Source organism: Bacillus sp. SIMBA_005 (assembly GCF_046535585.1).
Lineage (GTDB): Bacteria > Bacillota > Bacilli > Bacillales > Bacillaceae > Bacillus > Bacillus pumilus.
The window spans coordinates 83,765-99,880 of sequence record NZ_JAWRWI010000003.1; the positions used below are offsets into that span (position 1 = coordinate 83,765).

General features: G+C 43.4%; 16 protein-coding genes. 10 read left to right on the forward strand and 6 right to left on the reverse strand.

Annotated elements, in window-relative coordinates; all coding sequences use genetic code 11:
* The first annotated feature begins 7 nt into the window (after nucleotides 1-7).
* Together SB660_RS05670 and SB660_RS05675 are read left to right on the forward strand one after the other, a co-directional pair.
* Nucleotides 8-2,677: a S8 family peptidase gene (locus SB660_RS05670; protein ID WP_339164804.1), complete on the forward strand. Its 2,670-nt coding sequence runs from the start codon at nucleotides 8-10 to the stop codon at nucleotides 2,675-2,677.
* Between the two features lie 108 nt (nucleotides 2,678-2,785).
* Entirely contained in the window at nucleotides 2,786-3,268 is a 483-nt protein-coding gene (locus tag SB660_RS05675) for an Ig-like domain-containing protein (protein WP_058015204.1), read from the forward strand.
* A 344-nt stretch (nucleotides 3,269-3,612) separates the two neighbouring features.
* Here SB660_RS05675 and SB660_RS05680 read toward each other — a convergent pair whose 3' ends face one another.
* From SB660_RS05680 to mmuM, 3 genes are all read right to left on the reverse strand, one after another.
* The gene (locus SB660_RS05680; protein ID WP_058015205.1) at nucleotides 3,613-4,233 is read right to left on the reverse strand and encodes a hypothetical protein; all 621 of its coding nucleotides are present in this window, start codon (nucleotides 4,231-4,233) and stop codon (nucleotides 3,613-3,615) included.
* A 121-nt stretch (nucleotides 4,234-4,354) separates the two neighbouring features.
* On the reverse strand, nucleotides 4,355-5,758 hold the full coding sequence (mmuP, locus tag SB660_RS05685; protein ID WP_339164806.1) for an S-methylmethionine permease: 1,404 nt from the start codon (nucleotides 5,756-5,758) through the stop codon (nucleotides 4,355-4,357).
* A 46-nt stretch (nucleotides 5,759-5,804) separates the two neighbouring features.
* Nucleotides 5,805-6,743, reverse strand: a complete 939-nt coding sequence (mmuM, locus tag SB660_RS05690; protein WP_339164807.1) for a homocysteine S-methyltransferase — start codon at nucleotides 6,741-6,743, stop codon at nucleotides 5,805-5,807.
* A gap of 334 nt (nucleotides 6,744-7,077) precedes the next feature.
* On the opposite strand from mmuM, the gene SB660_RS05695 reads away from it, so the two are divergent.
* From SB660_RS05695 to SB660_RS05710, 4 genes are all read left to right on the forward strand, one after another.
* A complete protein-coding gene (locus SB660_RS05695; protein WP_410581941.1) occupies nucleotides 7,078-7,908 on the forward strand; it encodes a YitT family protein in 831 nt (276 codons plus the stop codon).
* Between the two features lie 102 nt (nucleotides 7,909-8,010).
* Entirely contained in the window at nucleotides 8,011-8,328 is a 318-nt protein-coding gene (locus SB660_RS05700; RefSeq protein WP_339164809.1) for a PadR family transcriptional regulator, read from the forward strand.
* Nucleotides 8,321-8,908: a DUF1700 domain-containing protein gene (locus tag SB660_RS05705; protein ID WP_058015208.1), complete on the forward strand. Its 588-nt coding sequence runs from the start codon at nucleotides 8,321-8,323 to the stop codon at nucleotides 8,906-8,908. The genes SB660_RS05700 and SB660_RS05705 overlap by 8 nt, the downstream gene beginning before the upstream one ends.
* Entirely contained in the window at nucleotides 8,905-9,075 is a 171-nt protein-coding gene (locus tag SB660_RS05710) for a hypothetical protein (protein ID WP_167550604.1), read from the forward strand. Before SB660_RS05705 ends, SB660_RS05710 begins: the two co-directional genes overlap by 4 nt.
* A gap of 208 nt (nucleotides 9,076-9,283) precedes the next feature.
* Here SB660_RS05710 and SB660_RS05715 read toward each other — a convergent pair whose 3' ends face one another.
* Entirely contained in the window at nucleotides 9,284-10,501 is a 1,218-nt protein-coding gene (locus SB660_RS05715; protein WP_058015209.1) for a multidrug effflux MFS transporter, read from the reverse strand.
* Nucleotides 10,502-10,714: 213 nt separating this feature from the next.
* Between SB660_RS05715 and SB660_RS05720 the strand changes: the two genes are divergently transcribed.
* Nucleotides 10,715-11,263, forward strand: coding sequence for a GNAT family N-acetyltransferase (locus SB660_RS05720; protein WP_410581721.1), 549 nt, complete (start codon nucleotides 10,715-10,717; stop codon nucleotides 11,261-11,263).
* A gap of 46 nt (nucleotides 11,264-11,309) precedes the next feature.
* Here the strand turns inward: SB660_RS05720 and SB660_RS05725 are convergent, their stop codons facing one another.
* Nucleotides 11,310-11,513, reverse strand: a complete 204-nt coding sequence (locus SB660_RS05725) for a hypothetical protein (protein WP_169057462.1) — start codon at nucleotides 11,511-11,513, stop codon at nucleotides 11,310-11,312.
* Between the two features lie 114 nt (nucleotides 11,514-11,627).
* Between SB660_RS05725 and SB660_RS05730 the strand changes: the two genes are divergently transcribed.
* Entirely contained in the window at nucleotides 11,628-12,167 is a 540-nt protein-coding gene (locus SB660_RS05730) for a DUF402 domain-containing protein (RefSeq protein ID WP_339164812.1), read from the forward strand.
* Between the two features lie 39 nt (nucleotides 12,168-12,206).
* Here the strand turns inward: SB660_RS05730 and SB660_RS05735 are convergent, their stop codons facing one another.
* Nucleotides 12,207-13,838 (reverse strand): S8 family peptidase, encoded by a 1,632-nt coding sequence (locus tag SB660_RS05735; RefSeq protein ID WP_427366482.1) that lies wholly within the window; start codon nucleotides 13,836-13,838, stop codon nucleotides 12,207-12,209.
* A 169-nt stretch (nucleotides 13,839-14,007) separates the two neighbouring features.
* On the opposite strand from SB660_RS05735, the gene SB660_RS05740 reads away from it, so the two are divergent.
* Together SB660_RS05740 and SB660_RS05745 are read left to right on the forward strand one after the other, a co-directional pair.
* Entirely contained in the window at nucleotides 14,008-15,489 is a 1,482-nt protein-coding gene (locus tag SB660_RS05740; RefSeq protein WP_410581724.1) for an amidase, read from the forward strand.
* A 37-nt stretch (nucleotides 15,490-15,526) separates the two neighbouring features.
* Complete coding sequence (locus tag SB660_RS05745) at nucleotides 15,527-16,090, forward strand: TetR/AcrR family transcriptional regulator (protein ID WP_058015214.1); 564 nt, start codon at nucleotides 15,527-15,529, stop codon at nucleotides 16,088-16,090.
* Nucleotides 16,091-16,116 lie beyond the last annotated feature (26 nt).

The window sequence follows — 16,116 nt, forward strand, 5'->3', positions numbered from 1 at the left end:
TCTTTTCATGTTCAAAAAGCAGGTCAAATCCTGTGTAATCGTACTCATGGCCATCATTCTCTGTATGGCGGCATTACCTGGATACGAGGCAGCAGCTGCCAGTAAAGGAACAAATGTCAATGAAGCCATTGGGTTAAAAAATGGTGAAGTCATCTCAGGGACATTACAGAATGAAATGGAAGAGTCATGGTACCAAATCACGCCATCTGCACAAGAGGTGGCAAAAGATACACATATGAAAGTTTCTGTCAAAAGTAAACAAGTGTTATCTGTATCGGTCTATCCAAGTAAAGACAGAGCGATGAAGGATGACACTTATTCGAGATATCGTGTGGACACTGCAAGTGGAGAGACAGAGATCGACTTCCCGCATGCATGGGCAGGTCCTTATTATGTTAAAGTGCTCTACTTAGGGTCGGAGGAAGACAGCCGTGATGAGGAAGAGGATGCAGCATATACAATCGGGTATAAAGGAGCTAACCTACCGCCTTCTGAACCCGTTTTCCCTGAAGACGATGAGCCTGACATCATTATTATAGAGAAAAAGTACGGGCGCGAAATTCTTCAGTCGATTCGTACAATTGAAGATAAACGTTTTAATGAAACACCAAATGGTCAGAAGCTGAGCCGTGTGCTCCAAAAAACAAAGCCATTTCTCAAATCAAAGCTCATCAAACAAAAAAATGAGCAGCAAAAGGTATACAATCATTTGCTGACATTAAAGTCACTGCTAAATGACGTAGAGAAAAATGGTGCATATAGCGGTCATATTGTGACAGAGAAAGAACAACAGGCGATCCGTTCCCTTTTTGATATGCTCAAAGGAGCAAGTCCTGCCTATTTAAAAAAGGAATTAGAAGCAGTGAGTCAACAGATTGGCATCGATCAGCTTGAAGGAAAGTCGATCGGTTATGTATTAGAAAAGCAAAAGCTTGTAAAAGAAGAGAAAGTGAAGACGAATAAAATCATTTTTAAACTAAAGGATGGGCAAACGCTTCAATCTGCGAAAAAGAAGATGAAAAGCTATGGAATCCAAGGAAACCGTGTGACATCGCAGTCAGTAAGTCCTTTGTTTAAAGGAATGTATGTCTATGATGTGCCAGCAGGGCAAGAATCAGCTGGAAAGACTTTAAAAGCAGGCAAAGCTGTGATTAAAAGCACTGCGAGAAAGCTGTCCAGCATGCCGAATGTTGAATTCGCAGAGCCTGTTCAAACGTATCGTGCACTGAGCAATGATGTGCAATATGGATACCAGTGGCCCCTGAAAAACAGTGCGCAAAACAGCGGGAAAAAAGGCGCTGATGTGAAGTTTGAACAAATGAACACACTGATTGGCACAAGCAAAATGAAGCAAACATTGATTGCTGTTGTGGATACAGGTGTAGACAGTCGTTTAACGGATCTGAGCGGGACTGTTCGTACGGACTTAGGTGCGAATCTCATTGGACGAAACAAAGATGCCATTGATGACAATGGACACGGTACGCATGTGGCGGGCATCATTGCTGCAAAGGCCGATAATCATTACTCGATGGCAGGTCTCAACCAACATACGGGCATCATTCCGGTGAAGGTGCTGGATGCCTATGGTTTTGGAGATACAGAGCATATTGCACTTGGAATCAAGCATGCAGTGGATAAAGGTGCAAAGGTCATCAACATGAGCCTTGGCGGCTACTACAGCCGCGTGATTGAATATGCAATGAACTACGCAGCTCAAAGAAATGTACTAGTGGTCGTGGCGAGTGGAAATGATGGCGTTCCAGAAATGGGCTATCCTGCGACATCAAAGTACGCAATGGCTATTGGTGCAAGCAACCGTATGGATATTGCCGCTGAATTCTCAAGCTATGGTAAAGGACTGAGCATGTCTGCACCAGGATCTGATATTCCAAGCTTAATGCCAGATGGGAATGTCTCATATCTGAGCGGGACATCAATGGCGACACCATATGTGGCAGCAGCAGCAGGATTACTGCTTTCTAAAAATCCAACCTTGAAGCCGAATCAAGTAAGGAATATCTTGCAAAGCACAGCCGATAATATCTCTTTTACATCTGTTGATGGAACAGATGACGTTTTCTATGATGAAAATGAAGAGCCTATTGTCGATCCAAAAATTCCAGGGATCGATTGGATGACAGGACATGGTAGACTGAATGCATTTGCTGCTTTAAGTGCTGTCGAACTAAATGCATCTGTCAGCAAAGTGGAGGATCAGCATCAAAAGGTGACAGGTAAGGCAAAGGCTGGCGCTGCTATTTCTGTGTATAGAGGCAAAACTCTGATTGGAAAAGGCACAGCGGGCAAAAATGGAACCTTTAGCGTGAAGATCAAGCATCAGAACAAAAACAAAGTCCTCCACATTAAGATTTCAAAGGGAAAGGCCGCAACGACGCTCAAAACAGTCGTCAAAAAAGGCAAAGCACCAGCTAAGCCGAAAGTGGGCAAAGTAACGGTCAAAAGTAAAACGATCAAAGGGACTGCGGGCGCAGGATTGACCATTAAAGTAAAAAACAAATCAAAAAAAGTCATCAAAACGGTAAAAACAAATAACAAGGGCGCATTTACTGCCCAAATAAAACCGCAAAAAGCCAAAACAGTCTTGTATGTGACCGCTTCAGATGTGAGAAAAAGAGAAAGCAAAGCGGTGAAGGTTGTTGTTGTGAAAAAGTAAGAGGAGAGCTTCCCTTTCTAAAAAAAGGGAAGTTTTTTTGTTTGTTACTGGAAAAATACCAATTAATGTCGATAGTAATATAGTAGGAAAAAAAAGGAGGATTTATCGATGAAAAAAATCATGTTTGCTTTCTTTCTATCATTGCTTCTCGTATTCCCAACATTTGCACATGCTGAGGAAACAGGAGCAGTACCAGCATCCGTACAAGTAACAAGTGTTACAGCAGCCGATAGTGGATTAGTGAATTACGGCTATGGCAGTAAATATCGCGTGGGTTCTTATTATCCAGCTACGTTTAAAGGAACACTAAAAGATACAAGTGGAAATCTTATGCCTAATCAGCCGATCCAGCTTTATTTTGAAGCAGCAATTAAATCATATGCTCAAACAGCGACAGGCACAACAGACGAGAATGGACAATTTTCACTGACGTTTCAAGTTCCTGCAGGTGCAGGCTACCAAACATACAATAATGCAGGCTGGTCTACACATTACTACGATATCGTTCCAGTGACGTTCACTTCAAAAGACATCAAGCTATCTTCAAATGTCACAAGTGTGTACCATTTGGCATATACAGTACGTAACTAATCTGCTGGGGGAGACGACCTGGCTGAAGCCTTGTCGTTTTTTTCATAGAAAAAAGGATGTCATCATGTGACATCCTTTTCTTTTTGTTAGCAAACCTGCTGGGCGGCAACCGAAAGAGTCGATAAACAAACACTCATGAGCCGTGACTCCCAGATTCGATCGAGCGTTTAACTTTTAATTCTGAGCTTTGATGGATAAGAACTTTCACACTTGAACGTTGATCCTTGAACCTTCAGCTTTGAGCTTTTATCAAGGATCATCCAGAGATGATCAGATGAGGAGGGAATGACCTTTCCCTCGGAGGTGTTTAGTTCTATCGATTTTCGGCTCACTAACAAAATTGATTAATCGATCTGTATTTTCGTTAGTGTATTGCTCTCTGACAAGGAAAAATCAACTTCCATTTGAAAATCCTCAATGTCGGTCGAAAGCTTTTCAATCTTCACTCGAAGATGAAGCGGATCGATGATTGTCGCCTCATTTTCAGCGAGGAACGACTTGACGATCTCTTGGTTGGCAGCCGCTTGTGTTTTTCCGTCTTTCCCAAACAAGGTTTCTAAATGCTGGTCGAGCCTCTTCTTTACCTCTTCATTGGTCTGTTCTGCTTTGTCTACTAGCTCTGTGTATACCTTTTTCAATTTCCGTAAATAACGAATATCATATTCTATCGATGTCTTCCGTTCAATCGCTTCTGCCACTGTCATGCTGACACCCGCTACATCAATCGTTGTCGTCGCATTCGACACAACGATGGCTGATTTAATAGCATTCCGGCGTTTGATTAATGCTTGAATCGATTGGTCATCAGCCTTCGCCTTCTTTTCGATTTCTTCTTGATGTTGAAACCCGTGCTGTATATGTTTCCCGATCATCAATCCACCAAGTACGGCTTCATCAACGGTTCGGTTGATTCTCTTATCTAACATTTTCAGTTCACTTAATGCTCTTGTAATGGTCATTTCCATATTAGTGACAACTCCCTTGGTTCATCCTGAAAATCATAGATTCCTATCATATACCAAAGTGTGCTTCTTTTACTAGTGATATCCTTTTTTGTAAGACTATTATCATAGAAAAAACCTGGCGTTATACACCAGGTTCTTCACGTTTTTTCTGTATCCAAGCTGTCACATAATAGGCAGCATAGCAGAGCGCGATGAAGGGAATGCCGCAGATAAGGGCAATCCGCTGATTTGGATCAAAGGCAATGCCGATCACAGAGGCAAGACACAGGAAGAAGGCAGCAATCGGAACCACTGGGTAGAAAGGGGTTCGAAAGGTAAGATCATGGAGCTGTCCGCCTTCCTGTAAAAAACGTTTCCGAAACATAAATTGTGAGGCAGCAATCCCCATCCACACGATCACAACGGCCAGTCCTGAGATCGAAACAAGGACAAGGTAAACCGTTTCTGGTGCGATGACACTTGATAACAAAGAAAGAATCCCGCCGATCATACTTAAAATCAGTGCATTCAAAGGGATTCCTTTTGATGTCAGCTTCGCCAGTTTCTTAGGCAGTGTCCGTTCCTCAGAAAGTGACCAGAGCATACGGGATGATGCGTATAGTCCAGAGTTTGCGGCAGATAAGATCGCTGTCAAAATGACAAAATTCATGAAATCTGCGGCATATGGAATCCCGATGCGATCAAACACCACAACAAATGGACTTTTGATCACCCCGGCTTCTTCCACTGGGATCAAGCCGGCTAAGACCACGATCGTTCCAACGAAAAACAAGACAAGCCGCAGTACGGTAGTGCGAATCGCTCTTGGAATGGTTTCGTCAGGATTGACACTTTCACCCGCAGCTATCCCAATTAACTCCGTACCTGAAAAAGCGAAATTGACGGCCAGCATCGTCATTAAAATCGGTAAAAAGCCGTTTGGGAAAAGACCGCCTTCCCCGGTGAAGTTAGAAAGGAACGGAGCGGCCTCACCGCCCTTTAATGGAATCAAGCCAAACATCGCAGCTCCGCCAAGGATAATAAAGAGAATAATAGCCATTACTTTAATGCTGGAAAACCAAAACTCTGATTCTGCAAAAAACTTAACTGTAAAAGCATTGAGTAAAAAGATGAGAAGAGCAAAGACGCCGCTCCACATCCAAACTGATGTGTCTGGGAACCAGCGCTGCATTAAAAGCCCTGCCGCTGTAAATTCCGATCCGAGTGCCACTGTCCATGTCAGCCAGTACAGCCAAGCAACTGTGTAGCCTGTGCCAGGTCCAATGTATTTTGTTGCATACGTATGAAAGGCCCCTGTAACCGGCATTGCGACAGACAGCTCGCCTAAACAGAGCATCACGAGGTACACAATTAATGCCCCGACAAGATAGGCAAGGATCGTTCCCGCGGGTCCTGCTTGATTGATGGTATACCCAGAGCTTAAAAAGAGCCCTGTTCCAATGACCCCGCCTAGAGAAAGCATGAACAGGTGGCGGCTCGTCATTTTTCGTTGATATTGTTGTGATTGATCTTTTGCTTGTTCCATGTCTTCCCGCCCTTTTGCTTAGAAGTATGTGTGATGATTCATGCTGCTATGATGTGGTAAGTCTTAAGATGTCCGTGATATCTTCTGGGGTCGTCCGGCAGCAGCCGCCGATGATATGCGCGCCGTCTTGATACCATTGATGCGCACATTCACCAAATGTATGCTGAGGCGTATCTCCGCTCCATACCTTTTCTTCGGGATCATATAACTCCCCTGAGTTTGGATACACGACAATCGGCTTGCTTGTCCCCTTTTTCATCTCTTGAATGAGAGAAGAGATAAATTGCGGCGGCGTACAGTTTACACCAACAGCAGCGATCTGTTCATAAGGTTCCAGTGCTTGTACACATTCTCTGAGCAAATCACCTTCACTAATATGAAGGTCGTCCCTCGCACTGAATGTAATCCAAGCAGATACATCACTGAATTCATCTTTCAGCAGCTTTGCAATGGCCGTTGCTTCAATGAGACAAGGGATCGTTTCACATGCAAGAATATCTGCACCAGCTTCTACTAATGCCTGAATCCTTGGTCTATGAAAATCAATGAGTGCCTGCTCTGTGAGTCCGTAATTTCCTTTATATTCTGAACCATCAGATAAATAAGCGCCGAATGGCCCCACAGATCCTGCAACAAATGGTTTTGTCCGTCCTTTACGACTGGCTTCATCCTGCCAAAAAAGGTCCCGTGCCTCTTTTGCTAAAGTGACAGATCGTTTCATTAGGTCAATGGCTTCTTCTTTTGAATAGCCTTTTTCAGCGAAGCCATCAATCGTCGTTTGGTAGCTCGCTGTTGTGGCACAGTCAGCTCCGGCTTGGAAGTAATCCAAATGTACTTGCTGAATCAATTCTGGCTGTTCAATTAGTATTTTGGCGGACCATAAACTGTCGTTTAAATTACAGCCCTTTCGTTCAAGCTCTGTTGCAAGTGCACCGTCTAAAATTAAAGGTGCGTGAGCCTGTAAGCGGCTTTGAATAGGATTCATCGAATGGAACACCCTCCTTTTTAGTCGGAAATGATGGATATGATATGAGGCAGTAGTTTAAATGACTAAAGTGTTTTTGTCAAGGAGAGGGAAAAGCATGTGATGGCTGAAAAACCCTGAAAACATGCGGGTTTCCATGCATAAACATGCAGTCAAAATAATAGAAAACCAAGTCATTGACAGCCTCTAAAAAGAGATATATATTATGAAAAGGTTCATATCAGAAAGCTTCATCAAAAGGCGCTGTCTTTTGATTTTTATTTTGTTCAACGACTGTCTTCTTTCGTGCAGAAAGAGGGTTTTTTATATGCTTAAAAAAGGAGGAAAGAAGAAATTGAAAAAATGTGTAAAAGATATCGCAATGATTCTAATTGGTTCGTTTTTATTTGCCGCCGCAGTGAACATGTTTGTCATTCCGCTTGAATTTGGTGAAGGCGGTGTAACGGGGCTGTCCATTATTTTCTATTATTTGTATGAAATTGCACCATGGCTGACGAACCTAGTGTTTAATGCCATCCTGCTGCTTGTGGGGTATAAATATTTAGACAAGAAGACGACGATTTATACTGTGGTTGCCGTCGCAAGTAACTCCCTATTCTTACACCTGACCACAACATGGGTCGTGAATGTTCACGAATTGATCATTGGCGCCATTTTCGCAGGAATCATTATCGGGATTGGGATTGGTCTTGTGCTAAGAGCAGGCGGTACTACGGCGGGTTCTGCCATACTCGGAAGAATTGCCAACAAGTATTTAGACTGGAACGTGAGCTACGCCATCTTGTTCTTTGATCTGATCGTCGTATTTGCTTCCTACTTTATTATTGGTGCGGAAAAATTAATGTTCACGATTGTGATGCTGTACGTGGCAACAAAGGTGATGGACTTCGTGATAGAAGGACTTAACACGAAAAAGGCAGTGACGATCATTTCTTCATGCAAAGATGATATTGCCGAAGAAATCAATCACACCTTGGATCGAGGCGTGACGATTTTAAACGGCCGCGGTCATTATTCAAAGGAATCAAAGGAAATTCTTTATGCAGTCATTCAAAAACAGGAGCTTATGCGTCTAAAGAAAATCATTAAGAAAATTGACCGAGACGCATTCGTTGTTGTCCATGACGTGCGTGATGTGTTCGGAGAAGGATTTGTGAATATATAAAAACGGAAAGACCCCAAAAGGGTCTTTTTTTATTTTATGCTTTATACCTCTTGTCACATGATACTATGTAATGTATAGTATAAATGGTTAGGAGTTGTAATTATGAATGCACAATTAAAAAAGGGTTTACTTGAATTCTGTGTACTGGCGGTATTAAAGAAAGGCGATTCCTATGGTTATCAAATGATTAAAGATATGTCCCATTGTATTGAGATTTCAGAATCGACATTATATCCGATATTAAAGCGGTTAGAGCAAAACAATTATGTGGAGACCTATTCCCAGGAACATAATAGTCGATTAAGAAAATACTACCGGATGACACAAAGCGGCCGTGAGCATATGGGGCAGTTTTTAGCGGAATGGGATCAAGTGATGGCGATTTACGACTTTATTTCTGGAGGACAGGGCAATGAATAAAAAAGAATTTTTAGCTAGCCTAGAGAAGCACCTGCATCGTCTAGGCGAAAAAGAAAGTGATCGGTTCATCGAGTATTACGATGAAATGATCGAGGATTATCAGGAAGATGGCTACAGTGAACAGGAAGCGGTCGATCAAGTCGGGCAGCCTGCCATCATCGCTGAAGGAATTTTGAAGGAACAAGGAATTAAAACCGTTCAGGTGCCGACGTTTGGAGAAAAAGCTACAAGGCTTTCCATCCTCATTTTAGGTTTTCCATTATGGGGTAGTATTCTAGCCACAGTTTTCCTGCTAATTCTTTCTATGTATATGGTAATTTGGTGCATTCCACTCGTGACAGGTACAATGACGCTAGTTGGTCTGCTCGGCGGTTTTTGGAGCATCATTGGTTCTCCGTTTATCTTTCAGGACGGTTTGCATGTGGTGGTGACGCAGATTGGCGTTGGTATTTTTCTATTAGGTGTCGGATTATTATGCGGCATGGCTACGGTGTATTTGACAAAGCTATTTGTTCAAATGACTTTTCAAACCACTAAGGCATTCATGGGAATGTTTAAAAAGAAGGTTGTGAGAGTATGAACGTGAATGATTTAAAAAAACAATGCATCAAATGGGGGATCATCTTCACCGTTGCCGGAGGAATTGTCATGGCAATTGGTTTAGGACTATCAGGCTTTGACCTAGATGCATATGACAACAATGACCAGAACAATGTGTTCCGCACCATCAATTGGAGCAAGCCATAAATGAAAGACCCGCTTATGCGGGTCTTAGCGTGTAGACAAACCCTCGCATTCGGTGTCAGTCCTGCGCGTCGGTACTCACGAATGTCAAATTCGCTCCGTTCCGGTGCTCGTCCTTCCTAGACTGCAAAGGTTTTCTATCACGCTGAAAAGAAGACAAAGGGCTAAAATAAACATCATTTTAGCCCTTTGTCAACAATCTGAGACCCGCTTATGCGGGTCTTTTTTTCGCTCGAACCACAAAGAAGAAATAACAGCAAAGTGCACCTAGTTCACAAAGCATAATGATCAGGCCCATTGGAAAGGCTGTTTGGCTTCCGGCTAGTCCGACAAGAGGCGTCATGCAGGCGCCTAGCAGCATTTGTGCCACACCGATGAGTGCGGCTGCACTTCCTGCATGTGCGCCGTGATGCTGCATCGCAAGAGACGGGGCAGAGGTGCCGACAATTCCAACGCTTGATACCACAAAAAAGAGCGGAATGAGAATACCATACAATCCTGCATCAATGGAGATCATCAAAAATAAGGTGACGCCGCCTAAGGCAGCTGTCAGCAATCCAATGCGAAGAACCTTCTCTTCGCCGATTCTCGCAGCGACACGGGCAAATACTTGTCCAGCTGTGATGATCCCAAGACTATTCACCGCAAAGGCAGCACTGAATCCTTGTGGAGAAAGGTGAAAAAGCTCCTGAAGCACAAACGGTGAGCCAGAAATATAAGCAAACATCGCTGCGAATACAAGACCTTGCGAGAGGGCATATCCTACAAAGAGACGATCACTCGCTAAAATTTTCATGGCGCCAACAATCTGTTGAAAGCCTCCTGTTTGTCTGCGCTCCGCAGGTAAACTTTCCTGAAGTGAAAAAATAGATCTCAGCAGCATCAAAGCCCCGAGAATTCCTAATAGAACAAATACACCCTGCCATGTGGTAAAGCGTAACATCTGTCCGCCCACAATAGGTGCCGCTGCCGGAGCAACCCCGTTGACCAACATGAGCAGTGCAAAGAATTTCGTCATTTCTGAGCCTTCATAATGATCTCGCACAATGGCTCGTGCAATGACAATGCCTGCTGAACCAGCGAGTCCTTGAATCAATCTTAAGAGGATGAACATCCAAATCGACGAGACCACCGTGCATAAAAGAGAGGCGGCGATAAAAATGATTAAGCCGATCATCAGCGGTTTTCTTCTACCGATCGTATCACTAATAGGCCCTGCAATCAGTTGTCCAAGTGCCAGTCCAATAAGACAAGCCATCAGACTTAATTGGGACAAAGCAGTGCTTGCTTCAAAATCTCGCGCAATATGAGGCAATGCAGGTAAATACATATCCATTGCAAGCGGTGCAAGGGCGGTTAAAGAACCAAGCAATGCGGCAAGGAGAAATCGGTTTTTTTTCGATTCTTGGGGATAAGATAAAGAACTCATATGATCATTACACTCCTCGTATACTTCCTCAAAACAGCATAATGAATCAAGCGTTCTTTTTCAATGGAAATTTTCAAAGAGGATTGCGTGCAAAATGATTGATCTTTCGAATGAGACTCTTTACATTGAATGAGTAGAGAAAAGGACAAGGTCAACGACATGCAGTATTTGCAAGATACGTATATCTAGCATTAAACAACAGGAGGTGCTGACATGGAGCAGCAAGAGCTGATCATTCGTCAAGCATTCAAAGAAGATCATGAAGCGATCAGACATGTACTAATCAAATCCTATTCACAGTATGAGCCTCAATTTACGGAGGAAGGCTGGCAAAATTATTCTGCTGCGCTTGCAGCAGCTGTAGATAATCCAAACATGGAGCTGATGCTTGTGGCGGAGCTTGAAGGCAAGGTCGTGGGGACGCTTCAAATGTTTCGGTCATCAGAGCAAGCGTATGACAAACCCGAAATGGGCATTACATCAGCCATCGTCCGGTTTTTAGGAGTAGATCCCGATGTCAGGGGAAAAGGAATTGCAGAGTCATTGTTACGTAAAAGTATTGAACTCACGCAATCATGGGGTGAAAATGTTCTGTACCTTCATACATCTGATAAAATGCAGGCTGCCATTCGTCTTTATGAAAGAATGGGCTTTGAGCGTGCACTAGATAAAGAATTTGTGAATCAAAATGGGACGCATGTCAAGAGCTATCAATATGTCATCCAGAAAGAACAGCCGGCAGGTTCATCACATCACGCGTAATAAAAGGAAGAGCACGTCCTCTATGGATAGCTCTTCCTTTTTCAATTTACGCCCACAGTATAAGCGCCCAATAGGATACTCCCCACGAGATTAAACCGAACATAACAAAGAATTTTAACATGCGCTCATAAGGAGAAAGCTTTCGTTCTCTCTTCGTTTTCACCAGCCGCCAATAAAGGGCATAGCCGCAAAAAATGAGGATGATTTGTCCAAGCTGTGTAAGGTTTTCAAGAATCGTGATTCCGTTCATTTATTTCACCTCATCATAGGTCTTCCATATGTGAATGCAGCAACCCTTTATTTTTTCATAAAAAAACGGTGTATACTGGAAAGAGAGAAACTAGATGCAAGAGGGAGTTGTGACATGTTGTTTTCGCTACATGCGGATCGGTGGGATGAAGTAATCGAGAGAAAAATCAAATACGATCAGAAGGTTGTGGAACATACGTGTCAACTGTTAGATGCACAGGGACAGAAAATGGTGCTTTTTCACAAGATTGAAGAGACGTTTTCGATGAGTGCAGGCGATGATACGCTGACGATTCCAAAAGGGAGCTATACGACCGCCTACTATTGGAAGGATCGTCCTTACAATATGTATTTCTGGAGAGATGATCAAGGGAAGGAACTAGGTTCTTATTTTAATATTGTGGGGAATACATGGTTCAACGGTCAGCTGGTCATGTTTGAAGACCTCATTGTTGATCTTCTCGTTCTACCGAATGGTGATTTTTTTGTATTGGATGAAGATGAGTTGCCAGAGAGTTTAGCGGATTTTGAACAAGGTTCAGTGCGCCGTGCATTAGAGGGTGTGATGGCTTCGTTAGAAAGCATACTTGATCAAGTGAGGGCAGATACTGAAGGAAAATATCATCATAGCTTATTTTCGCCGCTGTTAAAATAGAAAAAAACGATTCCTTTCAGCGAGGAATCGTTTTTTCTGTTAAACCTTGATACGGTTTAATCGTTTTTGTAAGCTGGTTTTCGTTTTAGAAGCTTTTAGCTGTTTGACAGCGGTTTGCGCTGCTGCTTTTGTTTTCTTCGTGCGTTTGGATTCAGCTTTTTTCACCTTTTGTTTGGCGTCTGTCACTTTCTTTTGATAGGCAACCTGTTTTTTGACTTTGTCGAGCCGGTTTTGCAGGCTTGTTTTTTCTTTGCCTTTGTTTAGCTTTTTGATGGCCGTTTGAGCGCTTTTAATGGCGCCTTGTGTTTTGCTTTTTTCGGCTGTTTGAACCTTAGCACGTGCCAATCGGATATCAATGGTTCCTTGTACCTTTTTCACCCGTTCAGTGAGTGCTGTTTTTTGTTTACTTGCAGTGAGTCGGCCAATTCTTGTTTTGGCTTGATTGACATCTGCCTGCTTTTTAGAAGTTTCGGCTGTTTTAACAGCGCTGGTCGCAGCTTTTACAAAGGTGGACTGCGGTATATATTGCACGCGGCCATACCCGAATTGTGGATCTTTTCCTTTTGTGCCAAGATCCACTGTATAGCTGCGCAATAAGGTGCGAAGCTGTACATTTGTTTTCTTCGGATGAAGCTGTTTCAACAGTGCCAGCATGCCTGTGACATGCGGCGTGGCTTGTGATGTACCTGTTGCATACCAATATTCGTTTTTTAAATAAGTGCTGATGACGTTCTGGCCAGGGGCAGAAAATTCAATGCCTTTCCCTGTATTTGAGATAGACGCAAGTTTGTCTTTGTCCGTCGTTGCAGAAACGGCAATGACACTATCGTAAGCGGCAGGGTAGCTAATATTATTCTTCTTCCCATCATTCCCGCTTGCAGCGACCACAAGCAGACCTTTTTTATATGCTTCATCCACTGCTGAGCGCAAAATAGGGATATTGTCTTCAAAACCTAAACTTAAATTCATAATATCCATCTTGTTGCTAATGGCCCAATCGATTCCTCGAAGCAGGCTGTACAAGTCGCCTTCTCCCTTTTTATCTAACACTTTCACTGCATACAGCTTCGCGCCAGAAGCGACGCCGACTGTGCCGTAATCGTTATTGAGAGCACCAATCGTTCCTGCGACATGTGTGCCGTGTCCTTCATCATCTTTATAGGAGGAAGTGTAGTTCACGAATGATTTACCGCCGGATATCTTTAAATCCTCATGTGGAGAAATACCAGTATCTAAAATGGCGACTTTCACATTTTTCCCCGTGACGCCTTCTTTTATCGCTTGCTTTACATTCAGCTTTTGCAGGTTGTAAGATTTTTGAACCAATGCATCCTGATTCGTAGAGGCAGCGGTTTTTTTCATCGTAGAAGAAGCGAGTTTGACCTTTATGTTTTTTGAAACATACGCGATGTTGGGGTCTTTTTTGAGTGACGTGACCGCTTGTTCATCTGCTGTCACAGCGACAGCGGGAAGATGTATGTACTGTTCGTTCACTTTTTCACTTTCTTCAATCGCTGTTTGCTTTCCTTTTTGGTTTTTATAGACGATGATGACATCTGTTTCTTTTGGCGGTGCAGCTGCCTGCGAATGGTAAGGCAAGGCAGTTGACAGCGCGAGAAGAAACGCGATGACTACGACGATTTTCTTTTTCAAGGCGATAGCCCCTTGCATACGATGACCTCCGTCTTTTTTTTCTCTATTATATCGGAGAAATGAGAGGGATGGTTAGAAGAATCATATTGTTTGTCAGAAAGTTTTTTTACAAGTAACCTGAAATTGAAATTCATACAAATCTAGTAGACAATAGAGAGATCATAATAAGAGAAAGTAGGATATGCTGATGAACGTAAAAGAGTATATGACGTATGATGCGACAGGCTTGGCAGCACTTGTACAGAATAAGCAGGTAACGCCAGACGAGCTTGTACAGGCTGCATTTGCTAGATTGAATGAGGTCAATCCTGAACTAAATGCGTTGATTCAGACAAGACAAGATCAAGTATTAAAAGAAATCAAGACATTACAGACGAATCAGCCGTTTGCAGGCGTTCCATTTGTACTGAAAAATATATCGCAAGGGCTGGAAAATGAACCGCTGACAGCAGGTGCTGCATTGTTAAAGGATGTAAAGGCAAAAACGGACTCCCACTTTGTCCAGCGATTGAAGCAGGCTGGATTTCTCATGATAGGTCATACAAACACACCAGAATTCGGATTAAGAAATGTAACAGAACCTGCTTTACATGGTCCAACGAGGAACCCTTGGCATCCTGATTATTCCCCTGGCGGTTCAAGCGGCGGGACGGCAGCAGCTGTTGCAAGCGGCATCGTGCCTGCTGGTGGAGCAAGTGATGGTGGAGGGTCGATTCGGATTCCAGCATCCTTTACAGGTTTGTTTGGTCTCAAGCCAACAAGAGGAAGAACGCCGGTAGGACCAGGCGCAGGAAGGCAGTGGCAAGGGGCATCCATTGACTTTACACTCACAAAAACAGTGAGGGACAGTGCAGCCCTTCTTGATCTGCTTCAAGTCATTCAGCCTGAAGCGGCTTTCCAAACGCCATTATACGACGGCAGCTATCAAGAAGATCTAGTGAAACGTACATCTTCTATGCGAATTGCTTACAGTGTACAATCTCCAGTTGGTACGAAGGTCAGTGAGGAAGCGAAGCAGGCAGTGCAGCAAACAGTGAAATGGCTAAGTGATCAAGGGCACCAAGTAGAAGAAGCAGGGCCGGCAATCGATGGGGTTCATCTGATGCAGCAATACTACGTCATGAACAGCGGAGAAATGTCTGCATTATTCACGTCCTTGGCTCGTTCATTAGGACGTCCAGTCAATCCGGAGGAAACAGACATCGTGGCATGGGTGTTGGCGGAGGCTGGCAAGAACGTAACCGCTGCTGCTTACACAGAAAGTCTTGATGCATGGGATATGGCGGCTGCACAAATGGCGTCATTTCATCAAACTTATGATCTCTTTGTGACACCAGCGACAGCCTATTCAGCTCCTAAGGTTGGTGAGTTGATGCATTCGAAGGAAGAAATCACTGAACTTTTACGTGTGTCATCTCTCTCAATGCAAGCGCAGCAGGATCTCATTTATGACATGTTCTTAAAAAGTCTGACCTACACACCATTTACACAGCTTGCCAACTTAACGGGTCAGCCTTCTATGAGCGTTCCTGTTCATCTCACTGAGGGGGGCATGCCTTTAGGTGTCCAGGTTACAGCACCTAAGGGGAAAGAGGATTGGCTGCTTCGGCTTGCAGTAGAAATAGAGTCATCCTCGATTTGGAGAGGAACAAATCAACTCATACGTTGAAACGACATTTGTCTATGGAGGGAAAGGAGTGTCACACGTGAGTACGAAGGATAGAATTATTCAAACGGCCGCACTTCTTTTACGCAAACAGGGGTATCATGCGACAGGATTGAATCAAATCATTAGAGAGAGCGGCACGCCTAAAGGATCTCTTTATTATTATTTTCCAAACGGAAAAGAAGAGCTAGCCATAGCAGCCGTTGAATATATTAGTCAAAAGGTCATCAATCAAATTGAAGAAAGCTTTGCCTATTCGGACGATCCTTATATCGCCATCGACCGTTTTATGACAAACATCATCCGGGGATTTACGGAGCAGGAAAATGAAAGAGGGATTCCGATTGTCTTGCTGGCGGCAGAATCCAAGCCAGAACATACGCAGCTTCATACTGCATGTAAACAAGAAATGATCCGCTGGCAAAAGCTTGTGAAAGAAAAGCTCATGAACAGTGGTTATGAAGAAAACAAAGCGGATGAGCTGGCTTCCCTCCTTCATTCAATGGTGATTGGGGGTCTATCGATGACCACAGCACTCAAACAAACGACCCCGTTAGAACATGTGAAATGTTACCTTAGACACTTATTTATGCGAGAAGAGTAAAATCTCTCGCATATTGTCTATCTATT